This is a genomic window from Azonexus sp. IMCC34839, from assembly GCF_047047955.1.
Taxonomy (GTDB): Bacteria; Pseudomonadota; Gammaproteobacteria; order Burkholderiales; family Rhodocyclaceae; genus Azonexus.
Genome location: NZ_CP150631.1, coordinates 1190346 through 1214574, shown reverse-complemented (window position 1 = coordinate 1214574; position 24229 = coordinate 1190346). Strand labels below are relative to the sequence as shown.

The 24229-nt window shown below is 60.3% G+C and carries 27 protein-coding genes; 11 read left to right on the top strand and 16 right to left on the bottom strand.

The annotated features are described in order from the left end of the window. Positions 1-6: 6 nt before the first annotated feature. From WIF35_RS06090 to WIF35_RS06075, 4 genes are all read right to left on the bottom strand, one after another. Entirely contained in the window at positions 7-453 is a 447-nt protein-coding gene (locus WIF35_RS06090) for an SRPBCC family protein (protein ID WP_412480671.1), read from the bottom strand. Between the two features lie 92 nt (positions 454-545). Beyond that, entirely contained in the window at positions 546-1082 is a 537-nt protein-coding gene (locus WIF35_RS06085) for a GNAT family N-acetyltransferase (RefSeq protein WP_412480670.1), read from the bottom strand. Between the two features lie 214 nt (positions 1083-1296). Further along, on the bottom strand, positions 1297-2019 hold the full coding sequence (locus WIF35_RS06080) for a hypothetical protein (protein ID WP_412480669.1): 723 nt from the start codon (positions 2017-2019) through the stop codon (positions 1297-1299). Positions 2020-2282: 263 nt separating this feature from the next. Beyond that, on the bottom strand, positions 2283-3089 hold the full coding sequence (locus WIF35_RS06075) for a response regulator (RefSeq protein ID WP_412480668.1): 807 nt from the start codon (positions 3087-3089) through the stop codon (positions 2283-2285). A gap of 213 nt (positions 3090-3302) precedes the next feature. Between WIF35_RS06075 and WIF35_RS06070 the strand changes: the two genes are divergently transcribed. Together WIF35_RS06070 and WIF35_RS06065 are read left to right on the top strand one after the other, a co-directional pair. Beyond that, a complete protein-coding gene (locus tag WIF35_RS06070; protein WP_412480667.1) occupies positions 3303-5300 on the top strand; it encodes a TonB-dependent receptor plug domain-containing protein in 1998 nt (665 codons plus the stop codon). A gap of 10 nt (positions 5301-5310) precedes the next feature. Beyond that, positions 5311-5829, top strand: a complete 519-nt coding sequence (locus tag WIF35_RS06065; RefSeq protein ID WP_412480666.1) for a YfiR family protein — start codon at positions 5311-5313, stop codon at positions 5827-5829. A 96-nt stretch (positions 5830-5925) separates the two neighbouring features. Here WIF35_RS06065 and WIF35_RS06060 read toward each other — a convergent pair whose 3' ends face one another. From WIF35_RS06060 to cysD, 5 genes are all read right to left on the bottom strand, one after another. Further along, positions 5926-6441, bottom strand: coding sequence for a GNAT family N-acetyltransferase (locus WIF35_RS06060; RefSeq protein WP_412480665.1), 516 nt, complete (start codon positions 6439-6441; stop codon positions 5926-5928). A 135-nt stretch (positions 6442-6576) separates the two neighbouring features. Then, positions 6577-6951: a hypothetical protein gene (locus WIF35_RS06055; RefSeq protein WP_412480664.1), complete on the bottom strand. Its 375-nt coding sequence runs from the start codon at positions 6949-6951 to the stop codon at positions 6577-6579. Positions 6952-7049: 98 nt separating this feature from the next. Continuing rightward, entirely contained in the window at positions 7050-7514 is a 465-nt protein-coding gene (locus WIF35_RS06050) for a hypothetical protein (RefSeq protein ID WP_412480663.1), read from the bottom strand. Positions 7515-7895: 381 nt separating this feature from the next. After that, positions 7896-9167 (bottom strand): sulfate adenylyltransferase subunit CysN, encoded by a 1272-nt coding sequence (gene cysN / locus WIF35_RS06045; RefSeq protein WP_412480662.1) that lies wholly within the window; start codon positions 9165-9167, stop codon positions 7896-7898. Beyond that, complete coding sequence (gene cysD / locus WIF35_RS06040; protein WP_412480661.1) at positions 9167-10096, bottom strand: sulfate adenylyltransferase subunit CysD; 930 nt, start codon at positions 10094-10096, stop codon at positions 9167-9169. Before cysD ends, cysN begins: the two co-directional genes overlap by 1 nt. 157 nt (positions 10097-10253) lie before the next feature. Here cysD and WIF35_RS06035 point away from each other — a divergent pair, with 157 nt between their 5' ends. The 7 genes from WIF35_RS06035 (at position 10254) to WIF35_RS06005 (ending at position 15422) form a co-directional block, all read left to right on the top strand. Then, the gene (locus tag WIF35_RS06035) at positions 10254-10877 is read left to right on the top strand and encodes a GDSL-type esterase/lipase family protein (RefSeq protein WP_412480660.1); all 624 of its coding nucleotides are present in this window, start codon (positions 10254-10256) and stop codon (positions 10875-10877) included. A gap of 21 nt (positions 10878-10898) precedes the next feature. Next, positions 10899-11582, top strand: a complete 684-nt coding sequence (locus WIF35_RS06030; RefSeq protein WP_412480659.1) for an alpha/beta hydrolase — start codon at positions 10899-10901, stop codon at positions 11580-11582. 4 nt (positions 11583-11586) lie between these two features. Next, a complete protein-coding gene (locus WIF35_RS06025) occupies positions 11587-12267 on the top strand; it encodes a DNA alkylation repair protein (RefSeq protein ID WP_412480658.1) in 681 nt (226 codons plus the stop codon). Positions 12268-12453: 186 nt separating this feature from the next. After that, positions 12454-14076 carry a methyl-accepting chemotaxis protein gene (locus tag WIF35_RS06020; RefSeq protein ID WP_412480657.1) on the top strand — a complete coding sequence of 541 codons (1623 nt, stop codon included), beginning with the start codon at positions 12454-12456 and terminating at the stop codon, positions 14074-14076. 167 nt (positions 14077-14243) lie between these two features. Next, the gene (locus WIF35_RS06015; RefSeq protein WP_412480656.1) at positions 14244-14657 is read left to right on the top strand and encodes a carboxymuconolactone decarboxylase family protein; all 414 of its coding nucleotides are present in this window, start codon (positions 14244-14246) and stop codon (positions 14655-14657) included. Between the two features lie 41 nt (positions 14658-14698). Further along, complete coding sequence (locus tag WIF35_RS06010; RefSeq protein ID WP_412480655.1) at positions 14699-15115, top strand: c-type cytochrome; 417 nt, start codon at positions 14699-14701, stop codon at positions 15113-15115. Positions 15116-15281: 166 nt separating this feature from the next. Continuing rightward, on the top strand, positions 15282-15422 hold the full coding sequence (locus WIF35_RS06005) for a hypothetical protein (RefSeq protein ID WP_412480654.1): 141 nt from the start codon (positions 15282-15284) through the stop codon (positions 15420-15422). Between the two features lie 68 nt (positions 15423-15490). On the opposite strand, the gene WIF35_RS06000 is transcribed toward WIF35_RS06005, so the two are convergent. Further along, positions 15491-17812: an acetate/propionate family kinase gene (locus tag WIF35_RS06000; protein ID WP_412480653.1), complete on the bottom strand. Its 2322-nt coding sequence runs from the start codon at positions 17810-17812 to the stop codon at positions 15491-15493. Between the two features lie 170 nt (positions 17813-17982). On the opposite strand from WIF35_RS06000, the gene argC reads away from it, so the two are divergent. After that, positions 17983-18933, top strand: coding sequence for an N-acetyl-gamma-glutamyl-phosphate reductase (gene argC / locus WIF35_RS05995; protein WP_412480652.1), 951 nt, complete (start codon positions 17983-17985; stop codon positions 18931-18933). 81 nt (positions 18934-19014) lie between these two features. Here the strand turns inward: argC and WIF35_RS05990 are convergent, their stop codons facing one another. The 5 genes from WIF35_RS05990 to WIF35_RS05970 all read right to left on the bottom strand — a co-directional run bounded on the left by WIF35_RS05990 (position 19015) and on the right by WIF35_RS05970 (position 22405). Next, a complete protein-coding gene (locus tag WIF35_RS05990; RefSeq protein WP_412480651.1) occupies positions 19015-19401 on the bottom strand; it encodes a hypothetical protein in 387 nt (128 codons plus the stop codon). A gap of 131 nt (positions 19402-19532) precedes the next feature. Then, positions 19533-20504, bottom strand: a complete 972-nt coding sequence (locus tag WIF35_RS05985; protein WP_412480650.1) for a TerC family protein — start codon at positions 20502-20504, stop codon at positions 19533-19535. Between the two features lie 69 nt (positions 20505-20573). Next, a complete protein-coding gene (locus WIF35_RS05980; RefSeq protein ID WP_412480649.1) occupies positions 20574-21023 on the bottom strand; it encodes a hypothetical protein in 450 nt (149 codons plus the stop codon). Positions 21024-21155: 132 nt separating this feature from the next. Next, on the bottom strand, positions 21156-21464 hold the full coding sequence (locus WIF35_RS05975; protein WP_412480648.1) for a P-II family nitrogen regulator: 309 nt from the start codon (positions 21462-21464) through the stop codon (positions 21156-21158). Continuing rightward, a complete protein-coding gene (locus WIF35_RS05970; RefSeq protein ID WP_412480647.1) occupies positions 21461-22405 on the bottom strand; it encodes a sodium-dependent bicarbonate transport family permease in 945 nt (314 codons plus the stop codon). Before WIF35_RS05970 ends, WIF35_RS05975 begins: the two co-directional genes overlap by 4 nt. Before the next feature lie 105 nt (positions 22406-22510). Here WIF35_RS05970 and WIF35_RS05965 point away from each other — a divergent pair, with 105 nt between their 5' ends. Next, a complete protein-coding gene (locus tag WIF35_RS05965; RefSeq protein ID WP_412480646.1) occupies positions 22511-23413 on the top strand; it encodes a LysR substrate-binding domain-containing protein in 903 nt (300 codons plus the stop codon). Positions 23414-23497: 84 nt separating this feature from the next. Here the strand turns inward: WIF35_RS05965 and WIF35_RS05960 are convergent, their stop codons facing one another. Further along, positions 23498-24217, bottom strand: coding sequence for a phosphoadenylyl-sulfate reductase (locus WIF35_RS05960; RefSeq protein WP_412480645.1), 720 nt, complete (start codon positions 24215-24217; stop codon positions 23498-23500). Positions 24218-24229: the final 12 nt, after the last annotated feature.

The window sequence follows — 24229 nt, the reverse complement described above, 5'->3', positions numbered from 1 at the left end:
GGAGAGTCAGCCAGGGATGTCTGGCTCGACGAGCAAAGCCAGTTGCGCCAAAGATTCCTGCCAGCCCAGATAGCACATCTCCAGCGGGATCGCCTCGGGAATGCCGGATTGCGTGATGCTCAGCTCCGTTCCGCACACGACCGGCGTCAGCACGACGCTGACCTCGATCGTGCCCGGCAACGCCGGGTCGTCGAACTGGTCCGTGTAACGCAGTCGCTCGTTGGGGACGAGTTCGAGGTACTCGCCGCCAAACGAATGCCCGTTGCCGGTCGAGAAATTCTGGAAGGACATCCTGAACGTGCCGCCCACCTTGGCCTCCAGATGGTGAACCGTGCAGGTAAAGCCATACGGGGGAAGCCATTTGGCCAAGGCATGAGGTTCAATGAAGGCGCGGTAGAGCTTGGACGGCGGGCAGCGGAGAACGCGGTGCAGGCGAACGGTACGGTCGGTCATGGACAGGCTCCTTGGCATCGGTGGGCGTAGCCGCTAGGACAGGCGGCGGCCGAACTCATTCAATCTTCTTTGGGACTGTGGAGTGTCGTTCCTTAATCCGCGCCAGCCGTTTCTTCCGACAAACCGGCCATGAACGCCGGGTGGAACGTCACCTTGCCCTGCGGAATGCGTCCGGCGAAGGCGAGGGCGAAAAAGGCTTCCGGCGGCACGCCGTCGAGTGTCAGGTCGGCGGTGTTCGTGAAACCGAATTTCGGGTAGTAATCCGGGTGGCCGACCAGGCAACAGCCCTTGGCGCCCAATGCCTTCAAGCGGGCCAGGCCTTCCTCGATCAGCGCCTTGCCGATGCCCCGCCGCTGAAATTCCGGCAGTACCGACACCGGCCCCAGCCCGTACCACCCTGCCGTGCCATCCGAAATGCTCACCGGCGAAAAAGCGATATGCCCGATCAGCCGCCCGTCGGCTTCCGCCACCAGCGACACGCTGAGCGCCCCGGCGGCGCGCAAGGCCTCGACGATCAGTTGCTCGGTGTGGCTGCTGATGTCGAGCGTCCGGAAAGCAGCGACGGTGACCTCGGTGATCGCGGCACTATCGGCTGGCTTTTCGGGGCGGAGGGTGAATTCGAGAGACATGTCGTGGCCTTGGTAGAATGGGTTTTTGCTCTGAATCGGCGGTGCACCGCAGCAGTGAGCAGTGGATATACGCCGCGGGATTGTTCAGCTTGCCTGGGCTTTGAGGATAGCCGCTTTATTCGACGCCGATGTCATCGCGTCGCCTGAAGACAAGTAATTTTCCGACAACTCCGCTGCATCCAATAACTCCTTGGCAGCCAGCGAGCTCATTGCCTCAAATTTGAGAGAGCGGCTTGCCGTCGTGGGTGATGCTCAGCCCGCCATCCTTCGTGAAATTGAGGGCGATGGTGTCGTAGTGGCGGTTGTTGGCGAACAGGTGTTGATATTTCGCGATCACTGCCTCGATTTCAGCTTGCGAGCGGGCTGCGCGGTATTCCTCCTGGAAGGGGAGGGATTTGTTCATTTCGACCAGGTGCGAGGTCAGCGCTGAGGTGGTGCGCAGCGCTCGTTCCATCACCGGGTTGTCTTGCAGCGCCTGCTTGAATTGGGCAGCGTAAGGGTAGCCCGCCGGTAGCTGGATTTCTCCCTTGTTGTCGTAGGTGATATTGGCAGGTGGCGTCGGGATGCCGTTCTGCGCGAGAAAGTCCGCCATGCGCCCGGAGATGTAGCCGGAAAGCGCATCGATGTTCTTCTGGCTCGGCATGAGTAGCGGAACGGAATCGATATCGACGCCTTTCGCGGTGGGAGGCGTGAAATAGGCTTCGATGTCGATTTCCATCGGGCCTTTGGCCGTGTCGAACTCAGCCTTGCTGCCGCTACCGGAAGATGGGGCCGCTTTGGCCTGGGAAGTATGGGCTGCATAGAGATCGAGTGCGGCCTGAGAAATGCTCACTTTCTCGGCAGTATTTGCCGGCTCCACGGTCTGCTGTTGCCGGGCCAAGGCCGAACCTGCCATGGCGACGGCTGAAAATAGTGCGGTAGCGGACTGAACGATCATGGCGCGCCTCATTTTCCCAAGATGTCCATCGCTAGAGCAGAGAACATGCCAATGAACTGGCCGACGATGTGAAGGCGAACCCCGAAGGATTCGGCAACCGGAGGCGAGCGAGGTCGAAACCAGGGCTCTAGCGAGCCCGCGACACATCGGTTGATATAGCTCGGTTTTCCGGAAAACACGGGAATGTTGCGCCGGTTTTTTCCCAAAATAGGGAGTGCACCGCAGCAATCGGGGAAATGAGCGATAGCGCGCCGAGTTATCGCTCAGGCGGCCAACAGTTGCTTGATGAACTTCTCGACGTAAGCCGGTCGCACCGATTTGACGATGTAGCCGCGTGCGCCAAGCCCGGTGGCCTGCGCGAACACCTGGCGGGACACTTCGCCAGTGATCATCACGACCTGCGTCTCCGGGCTATGGCCGCGGATATGGGGCAGGGCCTCCAGGCCGGACATGATGGGCATGTTGACGTCGAGGAACAGCAATTGCGGTTGCAGCTTGGCGGCGGCCCGCACCGCTTCTTCGCCATTGGTCGCCTGGGCCACCACCTGCAGGCCGAGTTCGGAGAACAGACCGCGCAGCAACAGGCGGATCGAACTGTTGTCGTCGGCAATCACCACGGTTGGCCGGTTGGCCGTGCCGCGCTCGGTGGTAGCAGCGTCTTGCTCCGTGTTGCCGCGGCGGGCCTGGCGGCGAGTGTCGCAGACCTGGCGCAGTTCCTTGAGCACCTGTTGCTGGCTGAAGGGCTTGCGCAGGAAACCGGCCGCCCCGGCATCGGCCACCCGGTTCTCGATGCTGGCTTCCGTCGAGCCGGTCATGAACAGCACATCGACTTCCGGATGGGTTTCGTTGATCTCGGCCAGAATTTCAAGGCCATTGCGTCCCGGCAATTGGTAGTCGAGGCAGACGATTTCCGGCTGCAGGCGGTTGACCGCTTCGAGCACGCCATTGCCGTCTTCCAATGCGCCGACCACGGCATATCCCTGGCTGGCCAACAGTGCGGTCAGCAGGGTGCGCATCGAAGCATTGTCGTCGACGATCAGCACACGCATGGTCTTCCCCGGAATCCTCATTCAGTCAGCATGACGGGGCGATATCTTAACGGGGAAGGCTGTTGAGGAAAACAACAGTGCCCATTGGGGCAAAAGTATGTGCTGAGGTGAGCGAAAACAATTTATCAGTGGTCTTTGGCAAAATTGACATCTAGTTGTGTGCAAAGTGTTAAAATTATCAGGCGAGTCTCGCTTTGCTGTTTGTACTCTCTGTCACCCCTGCTGAAAGCTTCAATGCCAGTGAAGGTCTCCAGTTTCTTCCTCCGATATCTTCTCGCGATCGCAGCCGCTGCTCCGACGTCAGTGTTTGCAGAAAATGAGTCAGACTCGACGCTGATCCCATTGGAGCAACTGGTCGATAACGAAGTCGTTCCGGCTTCCAAGTTGGCGCGTCAGGTCAGCGATTCACCCTCGGCAGTCTCGATCGTGACCGCAGCGGATATCCGTGCTTACGGCTACCGTACGCTGGCCGACGTGATCAATGGCATGCGTGGTCTCTACACCACTTATGACCATCGTTACGAATACATGGGTGGGCGGGGCTTCGGCATTCCCGGTGACTACGCCGGCAGAATTCTGGTGTTGATTGACGGTTATGCGACCCAGGACAGCCTGTTCAGTCAGGCGTATATTGATCAGTCCGGCTTGCTCGATCTCGAGATGGTCGAGCGTGTCGAGTATGTGCCCGGGACCGGCTCGGCGACCTATGGCAATAACGCCATGCTGGGCATCATCAACGTCATTACGCGCAAGGGGGGCGATTTCGATGCGATGCAAGTGTCGGGAGAGATCGCCAGTCACGGTGGCCGGAAGCAGAGGGTCAGCCTGGGCAAGCGTCTGGATAACGGGGCGGATGTCTTGCTGTCAGCGTCCACGCTCGATGTCAGCGGCAGAAACTGGTATTTCCCGGCCTACGACACACCCTCAACCAATAACGGAGTTGCCGAGCATCAGGACGGCGAACACAACAAACGCGTCTTCGGCAAGTTTTCCCATGAAGGGCTTACCGTGGAAGGCGCTTATGTCGATCGCGCCAAGCGGTTGCCCACCAACCCCAGCAGCTACGCCGCGTTCAACACCCCTTTCCGCGTACGCGATGAGAATGCCTTCCTGAACGTTTCCTACGACACGGATCTCAGCTTGCGTCTCAGTTCGGCTTCGAGATTCTATTTGGGCTCGTATGATTATTCCGCCTGGCGGGAATATGCCTACCAGTATTACAGCGTGGATAACCAGAAATACGGCGAGCGGGCGTTCAAGGCGAAATGGTGGGGCGTCGACCAAAAACTGATCAGCCGGCATTTTGACGATCAAACCATCGTTCTGGGTGTCGAGTTCAGAAGCGACTATCAGCAGAAGTTTCGGTGGCGTTACCTGACTCCCGTCATGGCCACGGAAAGCCAGTTTCAGGAAGCCTACTCTCGCCGCATCGCCAGTTTCTACCTGACCGACGAATATCGTTTCAACCACCAGTGGTCAGTGAATTTTGGGGCCCGCTACGACGATGCCAGCAATTTGAAGGGTAACCTGAGTCCGCGCTTGGCGCTGATCTACCGGCCAAGCTTTCAAACAACCTGGAAAGCCTCGTACAGCGAGGCATTTCGAATGCCCAATGCCGATGATTACGCAACCTACGGCAGTGCGGCAAAGCCGGAATATGTCGCCGCCTCTGAACTCGTACTGCAGCACCAGTTCTCTCAGGGCTTCCGTTTCACCGGCTCGCTGTATCAATACCGGCGAACGCATCAGTTGATCTACGACGATGACGCTGGCGATTATGTGGCAGCCGGAACGAGCAAAACGCGTGGTATCGAAGCAGAAATCGAACGGATTTGGGATAACGGCGTGCGTTTTCGCAGCAGCATCGCCTTCCAGAACGCCCGCGATACCGAGGGGCGGCATCTGGTGAATTCGCCTTGGGTGCTGGCCAAGGGGAATCTGACCTTCCTGCTGCCCGGTGATCAGGTCCGGACAGGCATCGAGACCCGCTACATCGGGGGGCGGGAGACTCTGGAGCGGCGCCGGTTGGGGGGCTTTGCCCTGACCGATCTGACCTTTTCCAGCGAGCGGAAATGGCTCGGCTTTTCTGCAAGCCTGAGCATCAGGAATCTGTTCGACCGCAAACACGAGGTGGTGTCGCCTTTCGATTGGCGTCCGGACAGCGGTGTTTCGCAAGACTCCCTGCTGCTTGATGGCCGGGCTTATTGGTTGCAGCTCAATTACGACCTGTGAAGCTGTGGCCATGAGAACCCTTCTTATCCTCCTCTTCGGCACATGGCTGGCGGCAGGTAGCGCCGGGGCCCAGCCCATTTCCGAATACGAGATGAAGGCGCTCTACATGCTGAACTTCGTTTCCTATATCGAGTGGCCGGAAGCCGAGCGAGAGAGCTTCAATCTCTGCACTTATGGCGACGACGAAATGGCTTCGAATCTGGCCCGTTTCGATGGGCGGCTCATCGGCCGGGAGCGGGTCAGCATTGCCCGGCTGACCTCCCTCGGCATGATCAGGAAGTGTCAGATGGTCTTTGTCGGAGAACGGGAAATTGCCAATCTTCAGCGAGTTGCCAACATCGTTGCCGACCTGCCGGTCCTGGTAGTGACCGACATCCCCCAACTGGATAGCGCCAGTATCGTCTTGAGCGTGAGTGAAAAACGACTCGTCTTTGACATCAATTTTGAGCAATGCAGGCGAATGGGACTGAAACCCAATTCGAAACTCCTGCGCCTGGCCCGTTTCGTCAAGAAACCCGGACAGCCTTGATGCAACCAAGAACTCCTCCTGAGAAGTCAGGGGGATACAGGCCTCGTTGATCTTGGGGAAAGGCCAGTCTGTCCGCTATTAGCTTGAGCCTGTCTGCTACGTGTGCGATGGGCTCACAGTGAATTGGCAAACGCGCTCAAAACGCTGTTCATTGACCTCGACACCCCATTGAGCGCCAAGCTGCTGATGCACCAGGCGAAAACCGAACTTCTCGTAAAGGTGCCTGGCAGCGCCCAGGCCTTCAAACGTCCACAAATAGACCCGGTCATAATGCCGGGCCGCGCAGAATTCCATCGCCGCCGTCAGTAGCGCGCTGCCGACGCCGGTGCACCGCATTTTGTCCGAAACGATGAACCAGCGCAGATGCGCTCCATCCTGCCCGGCATGGGCGCCGTCGATGGCAATCGCCCCCTCGATATTGCCGTCTTGCTGCACCAGCCAAAGACCGTCGCGCTCGCCGTCATAGCGTTCGCAAAACTCGGCTAGCTCGCGCGCCACCCTGGCCTCGAAGGGCAGGCCGAAGCCGACAAGCTGGCTGTAGTAGTGCGCGTGGAGTTCAACGATCCTGCCGATGGCGCCAGGAATGTAGTCCTTGTGAATGGTCGGCAGCATGTGAAGTGGTGAGGGACTTAAAAGTGGACCTAATTGGCCATAGAAAACAAAAAAGCCTAATGGTTCTACTGCAAATGCATCGGGGGCTGGCCGGGTTTGTTACGCAGAGAAACCGTGGTCTGTCCCCTATTGTTTTTAGGCCGATGTATTGGCATAGATGAGTACTGCTACAACAACAGCTAAAAGACCAAGCCACAAGGGACGTAGGCCTGAAGGGGCTTGCCGTTCAAGCGATGCAATGTGCTCACCGAGGATGTCGGTTCGCTTGGCAGCAAGCAACCGATAACCTGCGAATGCTGAAAGCCATAGAAACCCACCTGCGGCAATGTGAAACAACGCCCAAAAGTAGAAAGCACCTGTATTTTCAGAACTGGTGAAGGAGTAGGCGTGTTGGTCTTTTGAAAAGTGAATGGATATTTCTCCAATCCGAATGGCATTGACACCGAGCCACATGAGAAACAGCCCGATCAAACTAGCGCCAGCCATAAGAAGCAAAAACCGAAGTTTCATGTGGGTTGTTGCCTAACGCAGAGCTAACCGGCGCTGCGCGGCTTTATCGCGCAGCGTCCAGCGACCGAAGGGAGCGAGGTTGAGCGCCGGGTTAGCCGTCACGAGTTGCATTGAGGCCATGCTAATGAGCAAACGAGCACGGCTGTGCCGGCACAATAGAGAAACCGATAGAGCCACTGGTTTACGCGCTCAACAAAAGTGACGCCGCAATACGACTGAATTTCCCAACCGCGAATAAATAGCGTGCCCCAAAGAAGAAGGCATGCGCCGGCGATTTGCTGCCAAGCGATAAGTTTGGTTGTTGCACAGCAAACCAATGCGCCAGCCAAAAAGCCAGCGCCATAGCCTATTGCACCGGAAAGCGTGACAAGAATAAGCGAGTAAAGAAACGCACGGCGAACGATGTATGCGCTGTGTTCTCGTTCAACTGAGGTTGTGTAGTTGCTTCGCTCTTTCGCGTCCTGTTCTTGTTCTGCGATCAGTCTCGCAGGTGCAAATAGCAACAAAACACACAAACGACATGCTGAAAAGAAACTGACTGGGGAGGGTCGGGTATCGGCCATGATGTGACGGCTAAATAGTAGTAGACGACAAAAAAGTCCAATAACCCGGAATCATGTCCAATAACCTGAAACATAGGATATTTATATTGCTTGCGACGTAAGCATTTCCGGGCAGTTATGGTTTATTCATCTCTATTATCAATTGGTCAAACCGGACACTGCTTATATTGAGGCAGTTGTGCGGCTTCGGAACTACAGACAGCTCAGGCCATGCTAGGCGATAGGCATAAGCATACGTTTTCGGAAACCTAGCGTCTATACGAATGGCATGGCGTAAGGCGTTCGCATCGAGCCATGCTTTGCTGAGCCGGAAAACAAAAATGCCTCCGACCAGCGGAGGCATTTTTGGCTGTTTGCGGCAGTGCACCGCAGCAGTGTCGCTTACAGGATCATCCCCGCGCCGACGGTGTTGTTGTTGCTCTCGTCGATGACGATGAAGGCGCCGGTGCCGCGGTTGTCTTCGTAGGGGTCGACGAAGAGCGGTTGGGCCAGCTTGAAGCGGACCTGGGCGATGTCGTTCATGGCCAGTTTTTCTGCCGGGACGCGTTCGAGGGTGTTCACGTCCAGTCGGTGGTCGATGGCGGTGAGCTTGGCCTTGGAGTCGCGGGTGGTATGGCGGATCAGGTAGGTGCGGGCGCGGTCGAGGGGGGTTTCCGAGAGCCAGCAGACGGTGGCGTGGATTTCCTTGACGGGGGCCGGGGCTTCTTCGCTCTTGACGATCATGTCGCCGCGCGAGCAGTCGATTTCATCAGCCAGCAGCAGGGTGACGGATTGCTCGGTGACGCCTTCATTGATGTCGACGCCGCCGATCTGCACGGCCTTGACCGTGGATTCGAGGCCGTTGGGCAGCACGGTGACCTTGTCGCCGACCTTGATCGAGCCGGATTCGACGCGGCCCATGAAGCCGCGGTAGTCGTGCAGGTCCGGGTTGGCGGAATCCTGCGGGCGGCAGACGTATTGCACGGGGAAGCGGAACTTCTCGGCGTGTTCGCTGTGCGCGGTCGGCGCGGCTTCGAGGATTTCGAGCAGGGTCGGGCCTTCGTACCAGTTCAGGCTGTCGCCACGGTCGACGATCATGTCACCGTTGAGCGCCGAGAGCGGCAGGAAGCGCACGTCGTCGATGCCGACCTTGGCGGCGAATTCGAGGTAGTCGGCCTTGATCTTTTCGTAGGCTTCCTGCGAGTAGTCGACGAGGTCCATCTTGTTGATGGCGACGACGAGGTGTGGGATGCCGACCAGCGAGGCCAGCTTGGAGTGGCGGCGGGTTTGCGTCAGCACGCCCTTGCGCGCATCGATCAGGATGATGGCGAGGTTGGCCGTGGAGGCGGCGGTGACCATGTTGCGGGTGTACTGCTCGTGGCCCGGCGCGTCGGCGATGATGTACTTGCGCGTGCCGGTGGAGAAGTAGCGGTAGGCGACGTCGATGGTGATGCCTTGTTCGCGCTCGGCTTGCAGGCCGTCGGTGAGCAGGGAGAGGTCGACCGCGCCCATGCCGCGCTTCTGCGAGGTCTTTTCGATGGCGTTCAGCGTGTCGGCCAGGATGGTCTTGGTGTCGAACAGCAGGCGACCGATCAGGGTGCTCTTGCCATCGTCGACGCTGCCGCAGGTCAGAAAGCGCAGCAGGCCGTGATCTTCAACTTGATGGGCGCTCATTAGAAGTAACCCTCTTTCTTGCGTTGTTCCATGGAGGCTTCGCTGGTCTGGTCGTCCAGACGCGTGGCGCCGCGCTCGGTGATGGTGGTGGTGGCGGTTTCGACGACGATCTTGGCGACGTTGTCGGCATCCGACTCGACCGGCGCCGTGCAGGAGATGTCGCCGACGGTACGGAAGCGCACCAGCTTTTCGACGATTTCTTCACCGGCCTTCGGCAGGTTGGTCAGCTCGCCGGAAACGAGCGGCACATTGACCGGCACGATGGCGCCCTGGCGGATGACGACCGGACGTTTGTGGGCGAAGTAGATCGACGGCAGTTCGAGGCCTTCGCGCTCGATGTATTGCCAGACATCCATTTCCGTCCAGTTCGAGATCGGGAAGGCGCGGATGTTCTCGCCCTTGTGGCTGCGGGCGTTGTAGAGGTTCCACAGCTCCGGGCGCTGGTTCTTCGGGTCCCATTGGCCGAACTCGTCGCGGAAGCTCATGATGCGTTCCTTGGCGCGGGCCTTTTCTTCGTCGCGGCGGGCGCCGCCGATGCAGCAGTCGAAACCGAATTCTTCAATGGCTTCGAGCAGCGTCACCGACTGGTGCTTGTTGCGCGATTCGCCTTCGTGCTTCAAAACGACCGTGCCGCGCTTCATGGAGTCTTCAACCGAGCGCACGATCAGGCGCTCGCCCAGTTCGGCGGCGCGCTTGTCGCGGAAGGCGACCACTTCCTGATAGTTGTGGCCGGTGTCGATGTGCATCAGCGGGAAGGGGAACTTGCCGGGGCGGAAAGCCTTTTCGGCAATGCGCAGCATGCAGATCGAGTCCTTGCCGCCGGAGAAGAGCAGCACCGGGTTGGAACACTGGCCGGCCACCTCGCGCATGATGTGAATGGCTTCGGCTTCCAGCCAGTCGAGGTGAGAAAGCGGTTGTCGTTGAGTCATTGCTGGGTAATCCACAGGGATTGTCGAATGAGGCGAATTTTAGCCGCGCCTTAATATTCATATAAGAACATGTTTTCACTTTGTTATTCAAAAATGGAATAAATGATGGGCGGGGCGGCCGATTAGAGTGCGCTTTGGTTTTTGCCAAAAAAGCACTGTGCACCGCAGAACTCTCCTGATTTCGGCCGTTTTCGGCCTGCTTGCCGCCTGCGGGCGGCGCAAGAAGCTCAAGGCCTTGCCGGCGGGGAGCGTCGTGCTCGCCTTCGGCGACAGCGTGACCCATGGCACCGGCGCGGCGCCGGGTGAGGATTGGCCCAGCCGGCTGGCGGCGCTGACCGGCTGGAACATCGTCAATGCTGGCGTGCCGGGCGATACGGCCGAAGCCGGCAAGGCGCGCCTCGGGCCCTTGCTGGAAGAACACCGGCCGGCGCTGGTCATCGTCGAGATCGGCGGCAACGACTTCCTGCGTCGCCGCGCGGCGAGCGCGGTGCTGGAGGATATCCGGCAGATTGTGCGCACCGCGAAGGCGAGCGGGGCGCAGGTGGTGCTGGTGGCCGTGCCGGAATTGTCGCTGCTCGCCGCGCTGGCGCAGAAGCCGGGCGACTCGCCGATCTACCGCCAGTTGGGCGAAGAAGAGGGTGTGCCGGTGATCGAGTCGGTGTTTTCCGATATCCTCAGCCACGCCGAATGGCGGGCCGACCAGATTCACCCCAATGCCGAAGGCTATCGGCGAATGGCAGCGGGGATCGAGGCCGCCTTGAAAGAAATCGGCCTGCGTTGAACCTATTTTTCCGGAGTTGAAATGTCCCTGTTACCCGCCATCGAAATCGCTACCGCCAAAGAAGCGCAATTTGCCGTCATCTGGCTGCATGGCCTGGGGGCGGACGGTTCCGATTTCGTGCCGGTGGTGCATGAGCTGGGGCTGAACAAGGATTTCGGCACGCGCTTCGTCTTTCCACATGCGCCTTACCGCGCCGTGACCTGCAACGGCGGCTACGAGATGCGTGCCTGGTACGACATCATTTCGCTGGAGCCGCACAGCCGGCGCATCGACGAGGCTGGCTTGGTCGAGTCGCGCGATGCGGTGCGGGCGCTGATCCAGCGCGAGAACGAGCGCGGCATCCCGAGCCAGAACATTTTCCTGGCGGGCTTCTCGCAGGGTGGGGCGGTGGCTTATCTGACGGCACTGACGCACGGCGAGCGGCTTGGTGGGTTGATTGCACTGTCGACCTATATTCCGTCGCAGCAATTGCAATTTGACGAGGCGACACCGGCCAACCGCGATTTGCCTATCCTCGCCGCGCACGGCTTGCACGACGACGTGGTGTCGCCGGCGCTGGGCAAGGCAGCGCGCGATTTGCTACGCGAGGCCGGTTATTCCTTAGCTTGGCACGAATACCCGATGCCGCATTCGGTATGTATCGAAGAGGTGGAGTTGATCGGCGATTGGCTGAACGCCCGTTGTGGCGAGATCGTCGGGGCTTGAGCCGATGATGAAGGCCGCCGACTACGTCGAAGCCGTGCAGGCGCGCCTGCGTCCGCTGGCTGACGCCGGGCGGGCCGTTCAGATGCGTGCCTACCAGCGCGACCAGTTTCCCTTTCTCGGCATTCAGTCCACGCCGCGCCGCGACGCGGTGAAGGACTTGCGCCTGACCAAGCCGCCGGCCGCCTTGCTGTTCGATATTGCCGAGCGCCTGTGGGCCTTGCCGGAGCGGGAGTTCCGCTACGTCGCGGTCGATCTGCTGGCCAAACACCACAAATTCTTGTGTTCCGAGCATGTGCCCTTATTGCTTGCGCTCGCCACGCGCGATGCCTGGTGGGATACGGTCGATGGCTTGGCCGGCGTGGTCGGCGATGTGCTGTTCGCCGCACGGCGCAGCGAGGCCGGCGTCCAGAGGCTGATGGATGAGGCGCTGCACGCTGACAGCTTCTGGCTACGGCGTATCACCATGATCCACCAGCTCGGCTGGCGGCTGGAAACCGATCAGGGGCGGTTGTTCGACTATGCCTTGCAACTCGCCCCGGAAAAGGAATTCTTCATCCGCAAGGCCATCGGCTGGGCGCTGCGCGACTATGCGCGGTGGAATCCTGAAGCCGTGCGCGGCTTCATCGCCAAGCACCGGGAACAACTCTCGGGCCTGACCCTGCGCGAAGCGGCCAAGCACCTCTGATTCATTGTTAAGGGCAGGGATGCAGTGCTCGGCTCAACTTTTCTGACGCTAGGCTGACACTGTTGTGGTTTTGGCAATATTTTTTAACGAAATGTCAAAACTGAATTGAATGCCTTTGCTTGATTATGTATAAGAAAATAACAATGTTTTAACACTGTGTTTTCTTAACGTATTCAGGGAGGGACGATGTTCAGTCGCCTTACGATCAAATTTCGCCTGATTCTGGCTTTTTCGGCCTTGGTCATTCTGTTACTGGTCAGCAATATCCTGGCGCTCCAGCGTATGGCGGATAGTCAGCAGGATTTGGAGTATCTGGTCCAGGATCGGGTATTCAAGCTTAAAACTTCATCCAAGTTCGTCGAAAGCGCGATGGCCAACGGCGCCTTGCTGCGTGGCATTTTGCTGGTTGACAGCAACGAGGAGCGGGCAGCGATCAAGTCGGCGGTTGCCAGCAACCGCAAGTCGAACACCGAGTTGCTCGACAAGCTCGAGCCTCTGGTCAGGACCGAGCGCGGCAAGAATATTCTGAACAAGATCAAGGAGGCGCGCTCCGCCCAGAGTTCGCTCTATGGCAAATATTTCGATGCCCTCGAACGCAGTCCGAATGAGGCCCGGCAAATCCTGCTCAAGGAATTCGCTCCGAAGAACGACGCGCTGATCGCTGCAGTCAAGGAAATGGCCAATCTGCAAGACGAGAACATGGAGAAGGACGTCAAGCGCAACCGCGAGGAGTACGAAAGCGCCCGCAACCGCGCGATTGGCGGGTTGATCGTCGGCTTGCTGTTCGCCATCGGCTCGGCGATCTGGATCATTCGCTCGATTACCGGGCCGCTCAATTCGATGCGCGATGTGATTACCTTGGTGCACGACCAGAATGATTTCACCAATTCCGTCCATGTCGATTCCGAGGACGAGGTCGGGCAGACCGCCAAGGCCTTCAACGATCTGCTGGCCACCTTGCGCAAAACGCTGGATGAGCTGAAGCATTCGATCGGCGAAGTGGACGTCTCGGCGCATTCGCTGTCGTCGGCGGCCAGCCAGTCAGCCCAGGCCTCGGCTATGTCGAGCGAATCGGCCTCGGCGATGGCGGCTTCGGTCGAACAGGTGTCGGTCAGTATCAACCAGGTGTCGGAAAACGCGCATACCGCATCCGAACTGGCCCAGAAAGCCGGACGCATGTCCGACGAAGGGGGGCAGGTGATCGGCGACGCCGTGGTGAAGATTCGCCACATCGCCGATGCGATCGACCGCGTGGCCCAGATGATCGGTGCCCTGGGCGAGCAGTCGAAGGAGATTTCCAGCATCGTCCAGGTGATCAAGGACGTGGCCGACCAGACCAACCTGCTGGCCTTGAATGCGGCTATCGAAGCAGCGCGGGCCGGCGAGGCCGGGCGCGGCTTCGCCGTGGTGGCCGACGAGGTGCGCAAGCTGGCCGAGCGGACGACCAAGGCCACCGGCGAAATTTCGACCATGATCGAAACCATCCAGACCAGTTCGCTGTCGGCAGTCGATGCCATGCACGAAACGGTGGTCGAGGTACGGACCGGCACCGAGTTGGCTGAGCAGGCCGGGAAGTCCATCGTCGACATTCGCCAGGCAGCGGGCGAAGTGGTGTCGGTCGTCGCCGATATCGCGGGCTCGATCGCCGAGCAGTCCACCGCTACACAGTCCCTGGCCCAGCAACTGGAAACGGTCGCCCAGTCGGCCGAGGAAAACAACGCCGCCGCCGGCGAAACCGCTTCATCAGCCCATCGCCTGGGTGAACTGGCGCACACCATGCGGGTCAATACCGAGCGCTTCAAGATCTGAGTTGGGTCTTGCGACCCAAAGGGCCGGGACGCTTGTCCCGGCCTTTTTTGTTTACATGGCCCAAAAAGTCGACTGCTGCGGTGTACAGGCCAAAAAGGCAAAAAACCGAAATGGACGGGAAAGCGGGAATTCCGTAAGCTCGCCGGCCAGTCAATCGGGAGAAAGCCATGGAGCGCGACCAACAATTTGAACAAGGGCTGGCCATGCGCCGGCAGGTGATGGGCGATGCCTTTGTCGACAAGGCGTTTGCCAATGTCGATGCCTTTACTGCCCCCTTGCAGGATTTCGTGACGCGCAATGCCTGGGGCACCACCTGGTGTCGCGATGGCCTGCCGCTGAAGACGCGCAGTTTGCTGACCGTATCCATGCTGACCGCGCTCGGCCGGGCGACCGAGATCAAGGGCCATGTGCGTGGCGCCATCAACAACGGCGCGACCGTCGGCGAAATTCAGGAAACCCTGCTGCACGCCGCCATCTATTGCGGCATGCCGCTGGCCATCGATGCCTTCCGCTCGGCGCTCGAAGTGCTCAAGGAAATGGGCCTGGTCGAACCGGCTGACGGTGCCGAGGCCGGCCGATAGTGGCATCATTGCGGCATAAAACGCCTATCGGGGGAAAAGTCATGTCGAACAAACAGGCGATGGTTTTAGCGTTGCTGGCGTTGGTCTCCGGAGTCGTCGAGGCACAACAGAAGAGCATCGACCTCGGCCGCCAGGAGTACGTCACGCATTGCGCCAGCTGCCATGGTGACGATGGCCGCGGCGTTGGTGCCAAGGCGGCGGGTTTGTCGGTCAAGCCGGCCAATCTGCGTGTGCTGAGCCGCAACAACGGCGGTAGCTTCCCGCTCATCCGCGTACTGGAGACCATCGACGGCCGCCTGGAGGTGCTCGCCCATGGCCCGCGCGACATGCCGGTGTGGGGCACACGCTTCACGCACGAACTGGCGCCGGCCGCCGGTAACGATCCGCTGCGTACCGAAGGCGCCGTCCGCGAGCGCATCATCGGGCTGGCCGACTACCTCTATACCTTGCAGGATTGATCGGCAGCGGGCTGCACTGCGAGTCATCGGGGCCTTGCCGAGCACGGAATAGAAGATGAGCAGGAGTTCGTTTTCGCCATCAAAGGTTCGACCTTGGGCCCGGGCGGGGTGGCTGCTAGGCGTTGGGCTGTCCGTCTGGTGGATGGGGCCGGAACTGCTGTATCGCTTGCGTCACGTTTTGCTCGGCGGGCAAGGTGAAACCGCTAACTGGGGCGAGCCGCTATTTTTCATGATCGTTTCGGCAATACCGCTGTCGGCCATCGGCTACGCCATTGGCCGGGCGATCGACTCGTTTCGCCAGCGCTGAAGCGCCGTTGATGGCGCAAAGAAAAAGGGCCGGTTCGACCGGCCCTTTTCTATTTGCCTGAGTTTGGCTCAGGCGCGACTCTGGATTTCCTCGATATAGCCGAGCATGCCGGTCTGGATGTTGCCGGCGTTGCCTTCGTCGGTGTCGATGTGCATGGCCAGGCGGAAGGCCGGGTTCACGCGGACCACCACATCGCCGAAGATCAGCTGGCGTTCGCCTTCGATGCGCACGCGGACGACGGTGTTGTCGCGCACGTGGAAGCGCATGGCGTCTTCCGGCGTCATGTGGATGTGGCGCTGGGCGCAGATCACGCCGCGTTCGATGACAGTGCTGCCGGCCGGGCCTTCCAGCGTCAGACCGGGGGTGCCGGCGAGGTCGCCGGACTGGCGGATCGGCGGCTGCACGCCGAGCTTGAACTGCTCGGTCATGGCGATTTCGACCTGGGTTTCCTTACGCGTCGGGCCGAGCACGCGGACGTTGGCGATGCGGCCCTTGGGGCCGACCAGATGCACCTTTTCCTCGCAGGCGTACTGGCCCGGCTGGGAGAGTTCGTGCATTGGCGTCAGCTGATGGCCGGGGCCGAACAGGGCTTCGACGTCGGCCTGCGCCAGATGGACGTGGTGAGCCGAGATTTCGACCGGGATCGGCAGTTCTTCCGGCTTGGCGGCGACGAGCAGGGCGTTGCGCTCGATGGCACGCAGGGTTTCCCAGGCGACCAGGCGTTCGTCGTCGTTGGCGATGACCAGAATGGTGACCGGCGAATCGTCGGTCGAGATGACGGCATAGGAATCGATCGCCGTCAGGTTGCGGTTCTTTTCCTCATCGAGCTTGACGCCCATGTAGCCGAGGCCCTGGCAGGCCAGGCTGCGCACGGCGGCGCTGGTTTCGCCGATATCGCCGGTGAAGGCCAGCACGTCGATGCCGCCCATGGCCGCGACGTAGGCGCCGATGTTCTTGCGCACCTGATAGCAGAAGGCCTTGTGGGCGAGCAGGGCGCGGTGATGGCCGTCGGCGGCGGCAGCCTCGATTTCGTGGATGTCGTTCGAGATGCCGGAAATGCCCTTCAGCCCGCTTTCGGTATTGATCAGCGTGGACAGCTGCTCCGGCGTCATCTTGTGCTGTTCCATCAGGTGGATCATCACGGCCGGGTCGATGCTGCCCGAGCGGCTGGGCATGATCAGGCCGTCGGTCGGCGTCATGCCCATGGTGGTGTCGACCGAGCGGCCGTGGTCGATGGCGCACAGCGAGGCACCGATGCCGAGGTGGCAGGAGACGATTTCCAGCTCGCCGAGCGGGCGCTTCAGCACTTCGGCTGACTTCAGCGAGACGTAGCGGTGCGAGGTGCCGTGGAAGCCGTAGCGGCGAATGCCGTGCTGCTTGTAGAGATCGTAGGGCAGACCGTAAAGGTAGGCGTAGGGCGCCAGCGTCTGGTGGAAGGCGGTGTCGAACACGGCCACTTGCGGCACGTTCGGGAACAGCTTCATGGCAACGCGCATGCCGGCGACGTTGGCCGGGTTGTGCAGCGGCGCGAAGACGGCGAGTTCCTCGATGTCGGCGATGACGCCCGGTGTGATGACGGCCGAACTGTGGAACTTGTTGCCGCCATGCACGACGCGGTGGCCGATGGCATTGACGTCTTCCGGATGGAAGGCGAAGGCCGAGCCGAGCAGGGCAGTCGCTTCGCCGATCACCTTGAACAGCTCGGAAAGCTTGAACGGCACGTGCTCCATGGTCTTTTTCTGCGTACCGACGCTGACCGTGATGTGCGCTACCTGCTTGTCGGCGTTGTCGATCACACCGTGAATGTCGGCGCCGCTTTCCTGGGTGTCGTAGATGCCGAAGTGGATCTGGCTGACGCCAACGTTGAGCACCACCACCTTACCGGGCTGGTTGGTGGTTAGCGACAGGGTTTCGGCGACTTCGGTTTTTGCCGTTTTTCCGTGGTGCACCGCAGTAATGCCGTCGGCGGCCATGGCGATGGTGCGTTCGGCGAGCAAACGCGACAGATAGGCGACGGCCTTGGGGTTGATCAGGATGTGCGCGTTGAAGACTTCCTGCGGCACCATCAGCACGAAGCAGCGGTTGCCGGCGATGACGTCGGCGGCGATCTTCTCGCCGGTGAGCAGCGACATGACGCCATAGACGTCGCCCGGCTCGAGCTGGGCGATCACCGAACGGGAGCCGTTCTGGTCGGTTACCGAAATCTCGGCGTGGCCGCTGATCATGATGCCCATGAACTGGCTTTCGTCGCCGGTTTCGAGCATGGCCTCGTTGCCTTCGAAGGTGGCGAGGCGCGATTTGATGACGATTTCCTCGACCTTGTCGGCCGGGAAGCTCTCGAACAGGGGAACTTGCTCTAGAAAGAAACGTTTCAGGTCGATGTCGCTCATGCTGTATCTCCGCCTTGTTGGCGCAATGTTATGTGCTTAAGACTAACACTTTTGTTGCGGTGCAGCAAAGTGGGGTTATTACGTATTCCGGCGGTCGCAATTTTTTCGCGAAAGCGTCATCGATTTCTGCCAAAATTCCACCTTTACCAACGAATCACCGTGGATTCCGCATGAGCTACAAAGTCTTTGTCGACGGTCAGGAAGGCACCACCGGCCTGCAGATCAACGAATATCTCGCCAAGCGCAGCGATATCGAGCTGCTCAAGATCGATTCCGACAAGCGCAAGGATCTGGCCGAACGCAAGCGCCTGATCAATGCCTCCGACGTCACCTTCCTGTGCCTGCCGGACGATGCCGCCAAGGAATCCGTGTCGCTGGTCGATAACGCGAACACCTGCATCATCGACGCCTCGACCGCGCACCGGGTCAATCCGGACTGGACCTTCGGCCTGCCCGAACTGGCCAAGGATCAGCGCGCCAAGATCAAGGCCAGCAAGCGCATCGCCAACCCCGGCTGCCACGCCACCGCCTTCATCCTGGCGCTGCGTCCGCTGGTCGCCGCCGGCCTGTTGCCGGCCGACACGCAGATCGCCGCCAATTCCATCACCGGCTATTCCGGCGGCGGCAAGAAGATGATCGCCGACTACGAGGCGGCCAGCGCCAGCCCGACGCAACTGAAGGCGCCGCGCTCCTACGCCCTTGGCCTGAGCCACAAGCACCTGCCGGAAATGCAGGCCTACACCGGTCTTACCGTCGCGCCGATCTTCCAGCCCATCGTCGGCCCCTTCTACAAGGGCCTGGCCGTGACCGCCTACCTGCATCCGCAGCAATTCAGCAAAAAGGCTAGCCCGGCCGACGTGCAGAAGATCCTGGCCGACTACTACGCCGGCGAAGCTTTCATTCGCGTCGCGCCTTTCGACCTCGACGCCAGCACCGAAGGCGGCTTTTTCAATGTCGAGGCCAACAACGACACGAACCGTGTCGACCTGTTCGTCTTCGGCAACGAGGAGCGCATGCTCGTCGTCGGCCGCCTGGACAACCTGGGCAAGGGCGCATCCGGCGCCGCCGTACAGGCGATGAACGTGCATCTCGGCGTCGAGGAAAGCCTCGGCCTGGTCTGAGCCAGCCTGCGCCTGCGCCAAAGAAAAACCCGCCGATTGGCGGGTTTTTTTATTGTCTGGATGGTCAGGTCGGGCAAGCCCTTAGTGCTTCTTCTCGGCAGGCGCTTCAGCCGGGGCTTCGGCCGCACCTGGATCGATTTCCGTCAGGGTCAGGTAACCATCCTTGTTGTTGACCACCTTGTACACCGCATTGGGCTTCTCGCTGGCCTTCTTCAGCACGTTTTGCCACTCCAGCTCGGCGCTCTTCAGGCCATCGATCTTCTTGTGTACCGAGGCGATGCTGTCGGCCAGATCGGTTTTCAGTTCTTCGTTGAACTGCTCGACTTTCTTGGCCGTCGGGTTCGTCGCCAGCAGGATGGTGTTGGCCAGCGACAAGATCATGGCGCCGGCTGCCAGGCCGATGACGATCTTGTTGCTGCCGCCCACATTGGCTTTGGCCGGTGCGCTTTCAGCGGGTGCGTCGCTCATTCCTGTTCTCCTTGTTTTGCGGATTCTGCTGAAAGTGCAGCATAAGTGTGTTTTTGCGCATTGTCAGCAGAATTGCCAGTGATCGGCGCGCCGGGGTGGCGAATTGGCAACGCCACCCCGCCCGCCGTCGATCAGGCTTGCCCCTCCGGCGCGTGCTTGCTCTTGCGCAGGGAGAGCACGATCGAGGTGCCGATGATTGCGGCGACCACGCCGAGCGAGAACAGGATGGGAATCTTGAACAGGTCGATCAACAGCATCTTGACGCCGATGAAGATGAGCACCAGGGCCAGGCCGTACTTGAGCAGCGAGAAACGGTCCGCCATGTCGGCCAGCAGGAAGTACATGGCGCGCAGGCCGAGGATGGCGAAGATGTTCGAGGTGAGCACGATGAACGGGTCGGTGGTGATGGCGAAGATGGCTGGGATCGAATCGACCGCGAAGATCAGGTCGGAGAGTTCGACCAGGACCAGAGCGAGAAAGAGCGGCGTGGCGTAACGGACTATCTTGCCGCCCTGTTCTTGCGTGATGAAGAAACGTTCGCCGTGCAATTCATGGGCGATGTTCATGTGGCCACGCAGCCATTTGACGACCGGGTTGTTGGCGAGGTCGGGTTTTTCGTCGGCGAACCACCACATCTTGATGCCGGTGAAGAGCAGGAAGGCGCCGAAAATGTAGAGAATCCAGTGGAATTTGGCGATCAGCCAGGCGCCGGCAAAGATCATTATTGTCCGCATGACGATGGCGCCGAGCACGCCGAAGACCAGCACCCGTTTCTGCAATTCGAGCGGAATGGCGAAGAAACCGAAGAGCATCAACCAGATGAAGACGTTATCGACGGCCAGGGATTTTTCGATCAGGTAGCCGGTGATGAACTCCAGGGTCTTCTGGTTGGCCAGTTCGCGCCCGACGTTGGCGTCGAGATACCACCACAGGCCTGCCGCGAACAGCATGGAAACGCTGACCCAGATGACAGACCAGGTGGCCGCCTCGCGAAAGCTGACGCGGTGTTGTTTGCCGCCACCGACGAAGAGGTCGATGGCCAGCATGACGAGCACGATGGCGGTGAAACTGCCCCATAGCCAGGGATTGCTGATGTTTTCCATATGCCTTGTCGAAATCGAATGAGTGGCGTTAGTGTTTCAGCAGGCCGGCCCCTCCGGCCGGCCTCGGGGTCAGGCGTGTCCGGCTTCCTGGCGCCAGGCCTGGGCGGCGCTCTTCCAGTATTGCAGTTCCTCGCGAGAGATGTGGCCGTTGCTCTGAATCATCGCAGAAATCATGCCGAGTAGTTGCTTTTGTGTTTCCGGCTCGCTGATGGCGTTGAACAGGGTGGACAGCAGTGGGCGTGGGATGGATAAGGCACTGCCGTCATTCGGCAGGCGGGCCAGGTCTTCGCACAATTCGTGCAGGACGCGGACGAAACCTTGCCGGGTGATGCCCAGGGTTTCGAGGGTTTGCGGCCGGTTCAGGGCCATCAGCTCATATTCGTCGATATCGCCATCGACGAGCAGGGCAAGGATGATCAGACGCGCCTTGGCCTCGGCGCTATCGCTGGCGTAAGGGCGAAAACCCGCAGCTTGGGCGAAGCGTTCCGGGTGGAGGATGCGGGCTTGTTGGGTCATCATGGTCAAATCCTTTCAGGTGGTTGCCGGCCGGGAGGGCGTCCGGTGGTTCAACTCTAGGCAGGATCACTCATCGGAAGAAGGCAGATAAATCGATCAAATCTTTCCGTTTTATGGAAATGACTTGCGGGAACTTCAGAACTTGCCGGGGCGCAGGACGCCGACATCGCTGACAAAGGCGACCAGTCCGTAGCTGGCGAAGTATTCGTCAGCCAGCATGTCCAGCAGACTATCCAGGACGGCGTCGTCGCACAGCACCTCGATGCGGATGTTGGCGCTCGATGGCCACAGGGCGTCGCGGTCGCCGTGCTCGCCCTGGCCTCGGGCTTCGGTGATGGTGTAGCCGCGGATGCCGAGTTGGTGCAGGCGGACGAGCAAGGTTCGCTCGATCTCGGCTTCGCAGATGATGGTGAGCAGGCGCTTGGGGTGGAGTTTCGGATTCATTGGAAGTCTCCGGCAAGGCGAACGGCCATCTGGTGGTAGAGCGGAATGCCGATCAGCAGGTTGAAGGGGAAGGTGATGCCGAGCGCGGCCCCGATCGACAGGGCCGGGTTGGCTTCCGGGATGGCGATACGCATGGCGGCCGGCGCGGCGATGTAGGAGGCGCTGGCGAAGAGGGCGGCGAGCAGGACGGAGCCACCGATCGACAGATCGAGCAGGTGGCCAACGATCAGACCGAGGCTGGCACCGACCAGCGGCATGGCGATGCCGAAACCGATCAGGAAAGCGCCGGCCTTGCGCAGGTCGCCCAGCCGGCTGGCGACGACCAGACCCATTTCGAGCAGGAAGAAGGCCAGCACACCCTTGAAAAGGTCGAGGAAGAGACGGTCGAGCGGCTTGATGCCTTCAGGGCCGGCGATCCAGCCGATGAGCAGGCCGCCGATGAGTAGCACGATGCTCTTGCCGGACAGCACTTCGCGCAGCATGGGCCCCCATTGACCCGAGCTGCTGCCGCGCTTGGCGAGAATGGCGCCGATCAGCAAAGCGGGGAATTCGAGCAGGGCGAGAAAGACCACCATGTAGCCTTCGTAGTCGACCTCGCGGCGGGACAGGAAACTGGCCGCCACGGCGAAGGTGACGACGCTGACCGAGCCGTAGTGTGCCGCGATGGAGGCGGCATTGGCGCGAGAGAGTTTGCCCAGGCGATGCAGCACGGCGAAGGCGAAGAGCGGGATCAGCGCCGCCGCCGCGAGCACGACGGCAGCCTGACCAGCCAGGCTGAGTACCGGGTAGCGCGCCAGTTCGATGCCGCCCTTGAGACCGATGGCGAGCAGCAGGAAGATGCTCAGGGATTCGTAGAGGATGGCCGGGATCTTGAGGTCGGAACGGACGATGCCGGCCAGCAGGCCGAGCAGGAAGAACAGGATGACGGGTTCGATGGGCATCGGGAGACTCGTATTTCTTGGAATTGGACGGTGCGCACTATCGCCTTGCTAAAGCATTAAGTCCAATTACAATATTTCGTAATTTGTATTTGTTTAAACTTATATATGACGCGTCGCCGTATTACCCTGCGCCAGCTGGAAACCTTTGCCGAAGTGGCGCGTTGCATGAGTTTTTCGGTCGCTGCCGAGAAGCTGCACCTGACGCAGCCGGCGGTTTCCATCCAGATCAAGCACATCGCCGAGGCGATCGGTTTGCCGGTGTTCGAGCAGACGGGCCGGGAGATTGCACTGACCGCCGCCGGCCAGGAACTGCTGGCCACGGTGCGCGATCTGGACGATGCCTGGAACCGCTTCGAGTCGGCCATTGCCGACCTCAAGGGCTTCAAGCGTGGCAAGCTGCGCGTTGCGCTGGTGACGACCGCCAAGCACTTCCTGCCGCGCATGCTCGGCCAGTTCTACCAGCGCTATCCGGATATCGAGATCGAGCTGGAAATCGCCAACCGCGAAAAGATCGTCGAGCGCATCCGCAACAATCAGGACGATCTCTACGTGATGTCGCTGCCGCCGCGCGAACTCGACGTCGTCAGCTACCCCTTCCTTGAAAACGAGTTCGTCGTGCTGGCGCCGGAAACGCATTGGGCGGTCGGCCAGCGGCTGCAACTGGGTGATCTGGCAGCCGAGCCCTTCCTGCTGCGCGAACCGGGGTCGGGCACGCGTCATGTGATCGACGACTATCTGCGGATGTCCGGGCTGGAATTGAAGGTGCGCCTGTCGCTGTCGAGCAACGAGGCCATCCGCGACCTGGTGGCCAGCGGGATGGGCTTGACCGTCCTGTCGCGTCAGGCGCTGGCCGAGAAGGCGGAGCAGCTCGGTCTGGTCGAACTCGATGTGGTGGATTTTCCGCTACGGCGAACCTGGAGCGTCGTGCATCTGCGTTCCAAGCTGCTGTCGCTGCCGGCGAAGGCCTTTCTGGGCGAATTGCTCAAATCGGGCGAGGAACAGCGCTAAAACGGCACACTGCTGCGGTGCACCGGCCAAAAAGGCAAAAAACCACGGCGGTTGTCCGTGGTTTTCTGGGATGGCTCTGGCGAATTAGCCTTTGACGTGCAAGCCACACTCCTTGGATTCCGGTGCTTCCCACCACCATCTGCCAGCTCGCACATCCTCACCCATGGCGACGGCGCGGGTGCAGGGGGCGCAGCCGATGCTGGGGTAGAACTTGTCGTGCAGGGCGTTGTAGGGCACGCCGTTCTGCTTGATGTAGGTCCAGACTTCCTTCTCGCTCCAGTCGGCCAGCGGGTTGAACTTCTCCAGCTTGTTGCCTTCGTCGTACTCGCGGGTCGGCAGGCCGACGCGGGTGGCGGCTTGTTGAGCGCGCAGACCGGTGATCCAGGCCTTCTTGCCGGCCAGGGCGCGTTGCAGCGGCTCGACCTTGCGGGCGTGGCAGCAGGCCTTGCGCAACTCGATGGAGTCGTAGAAAGCATTGATGCCGTGTTGGCGCACGTAGTTTTCGACCGCGGTGGATTGCGGGAAATAGACCTTCAGCTTCAGGTCGTAGTGCTTCTGCACGGCGGCCATCAGGTCGTAGGTTTCCAGCGGCAGGCGGCCGGTGTCGAGGCTGAAGATTTCGATGGGCAGACCGGATTTGACGATCAGGTCGGTCAGTACCATGTCCTCGGCACCCAGGCTGTTGGCGAAGGTGGCCGGGGCCCACTGGCTGGCGATGTCGGTGAGCAGGGCGCGCGCGGCGTCGGTTTTGGCAGCGACGCTGGCGGCGAGTTCGGGCGTGACGTTGAGCAGGCTCGGATTCATGGGTGCTCTCGA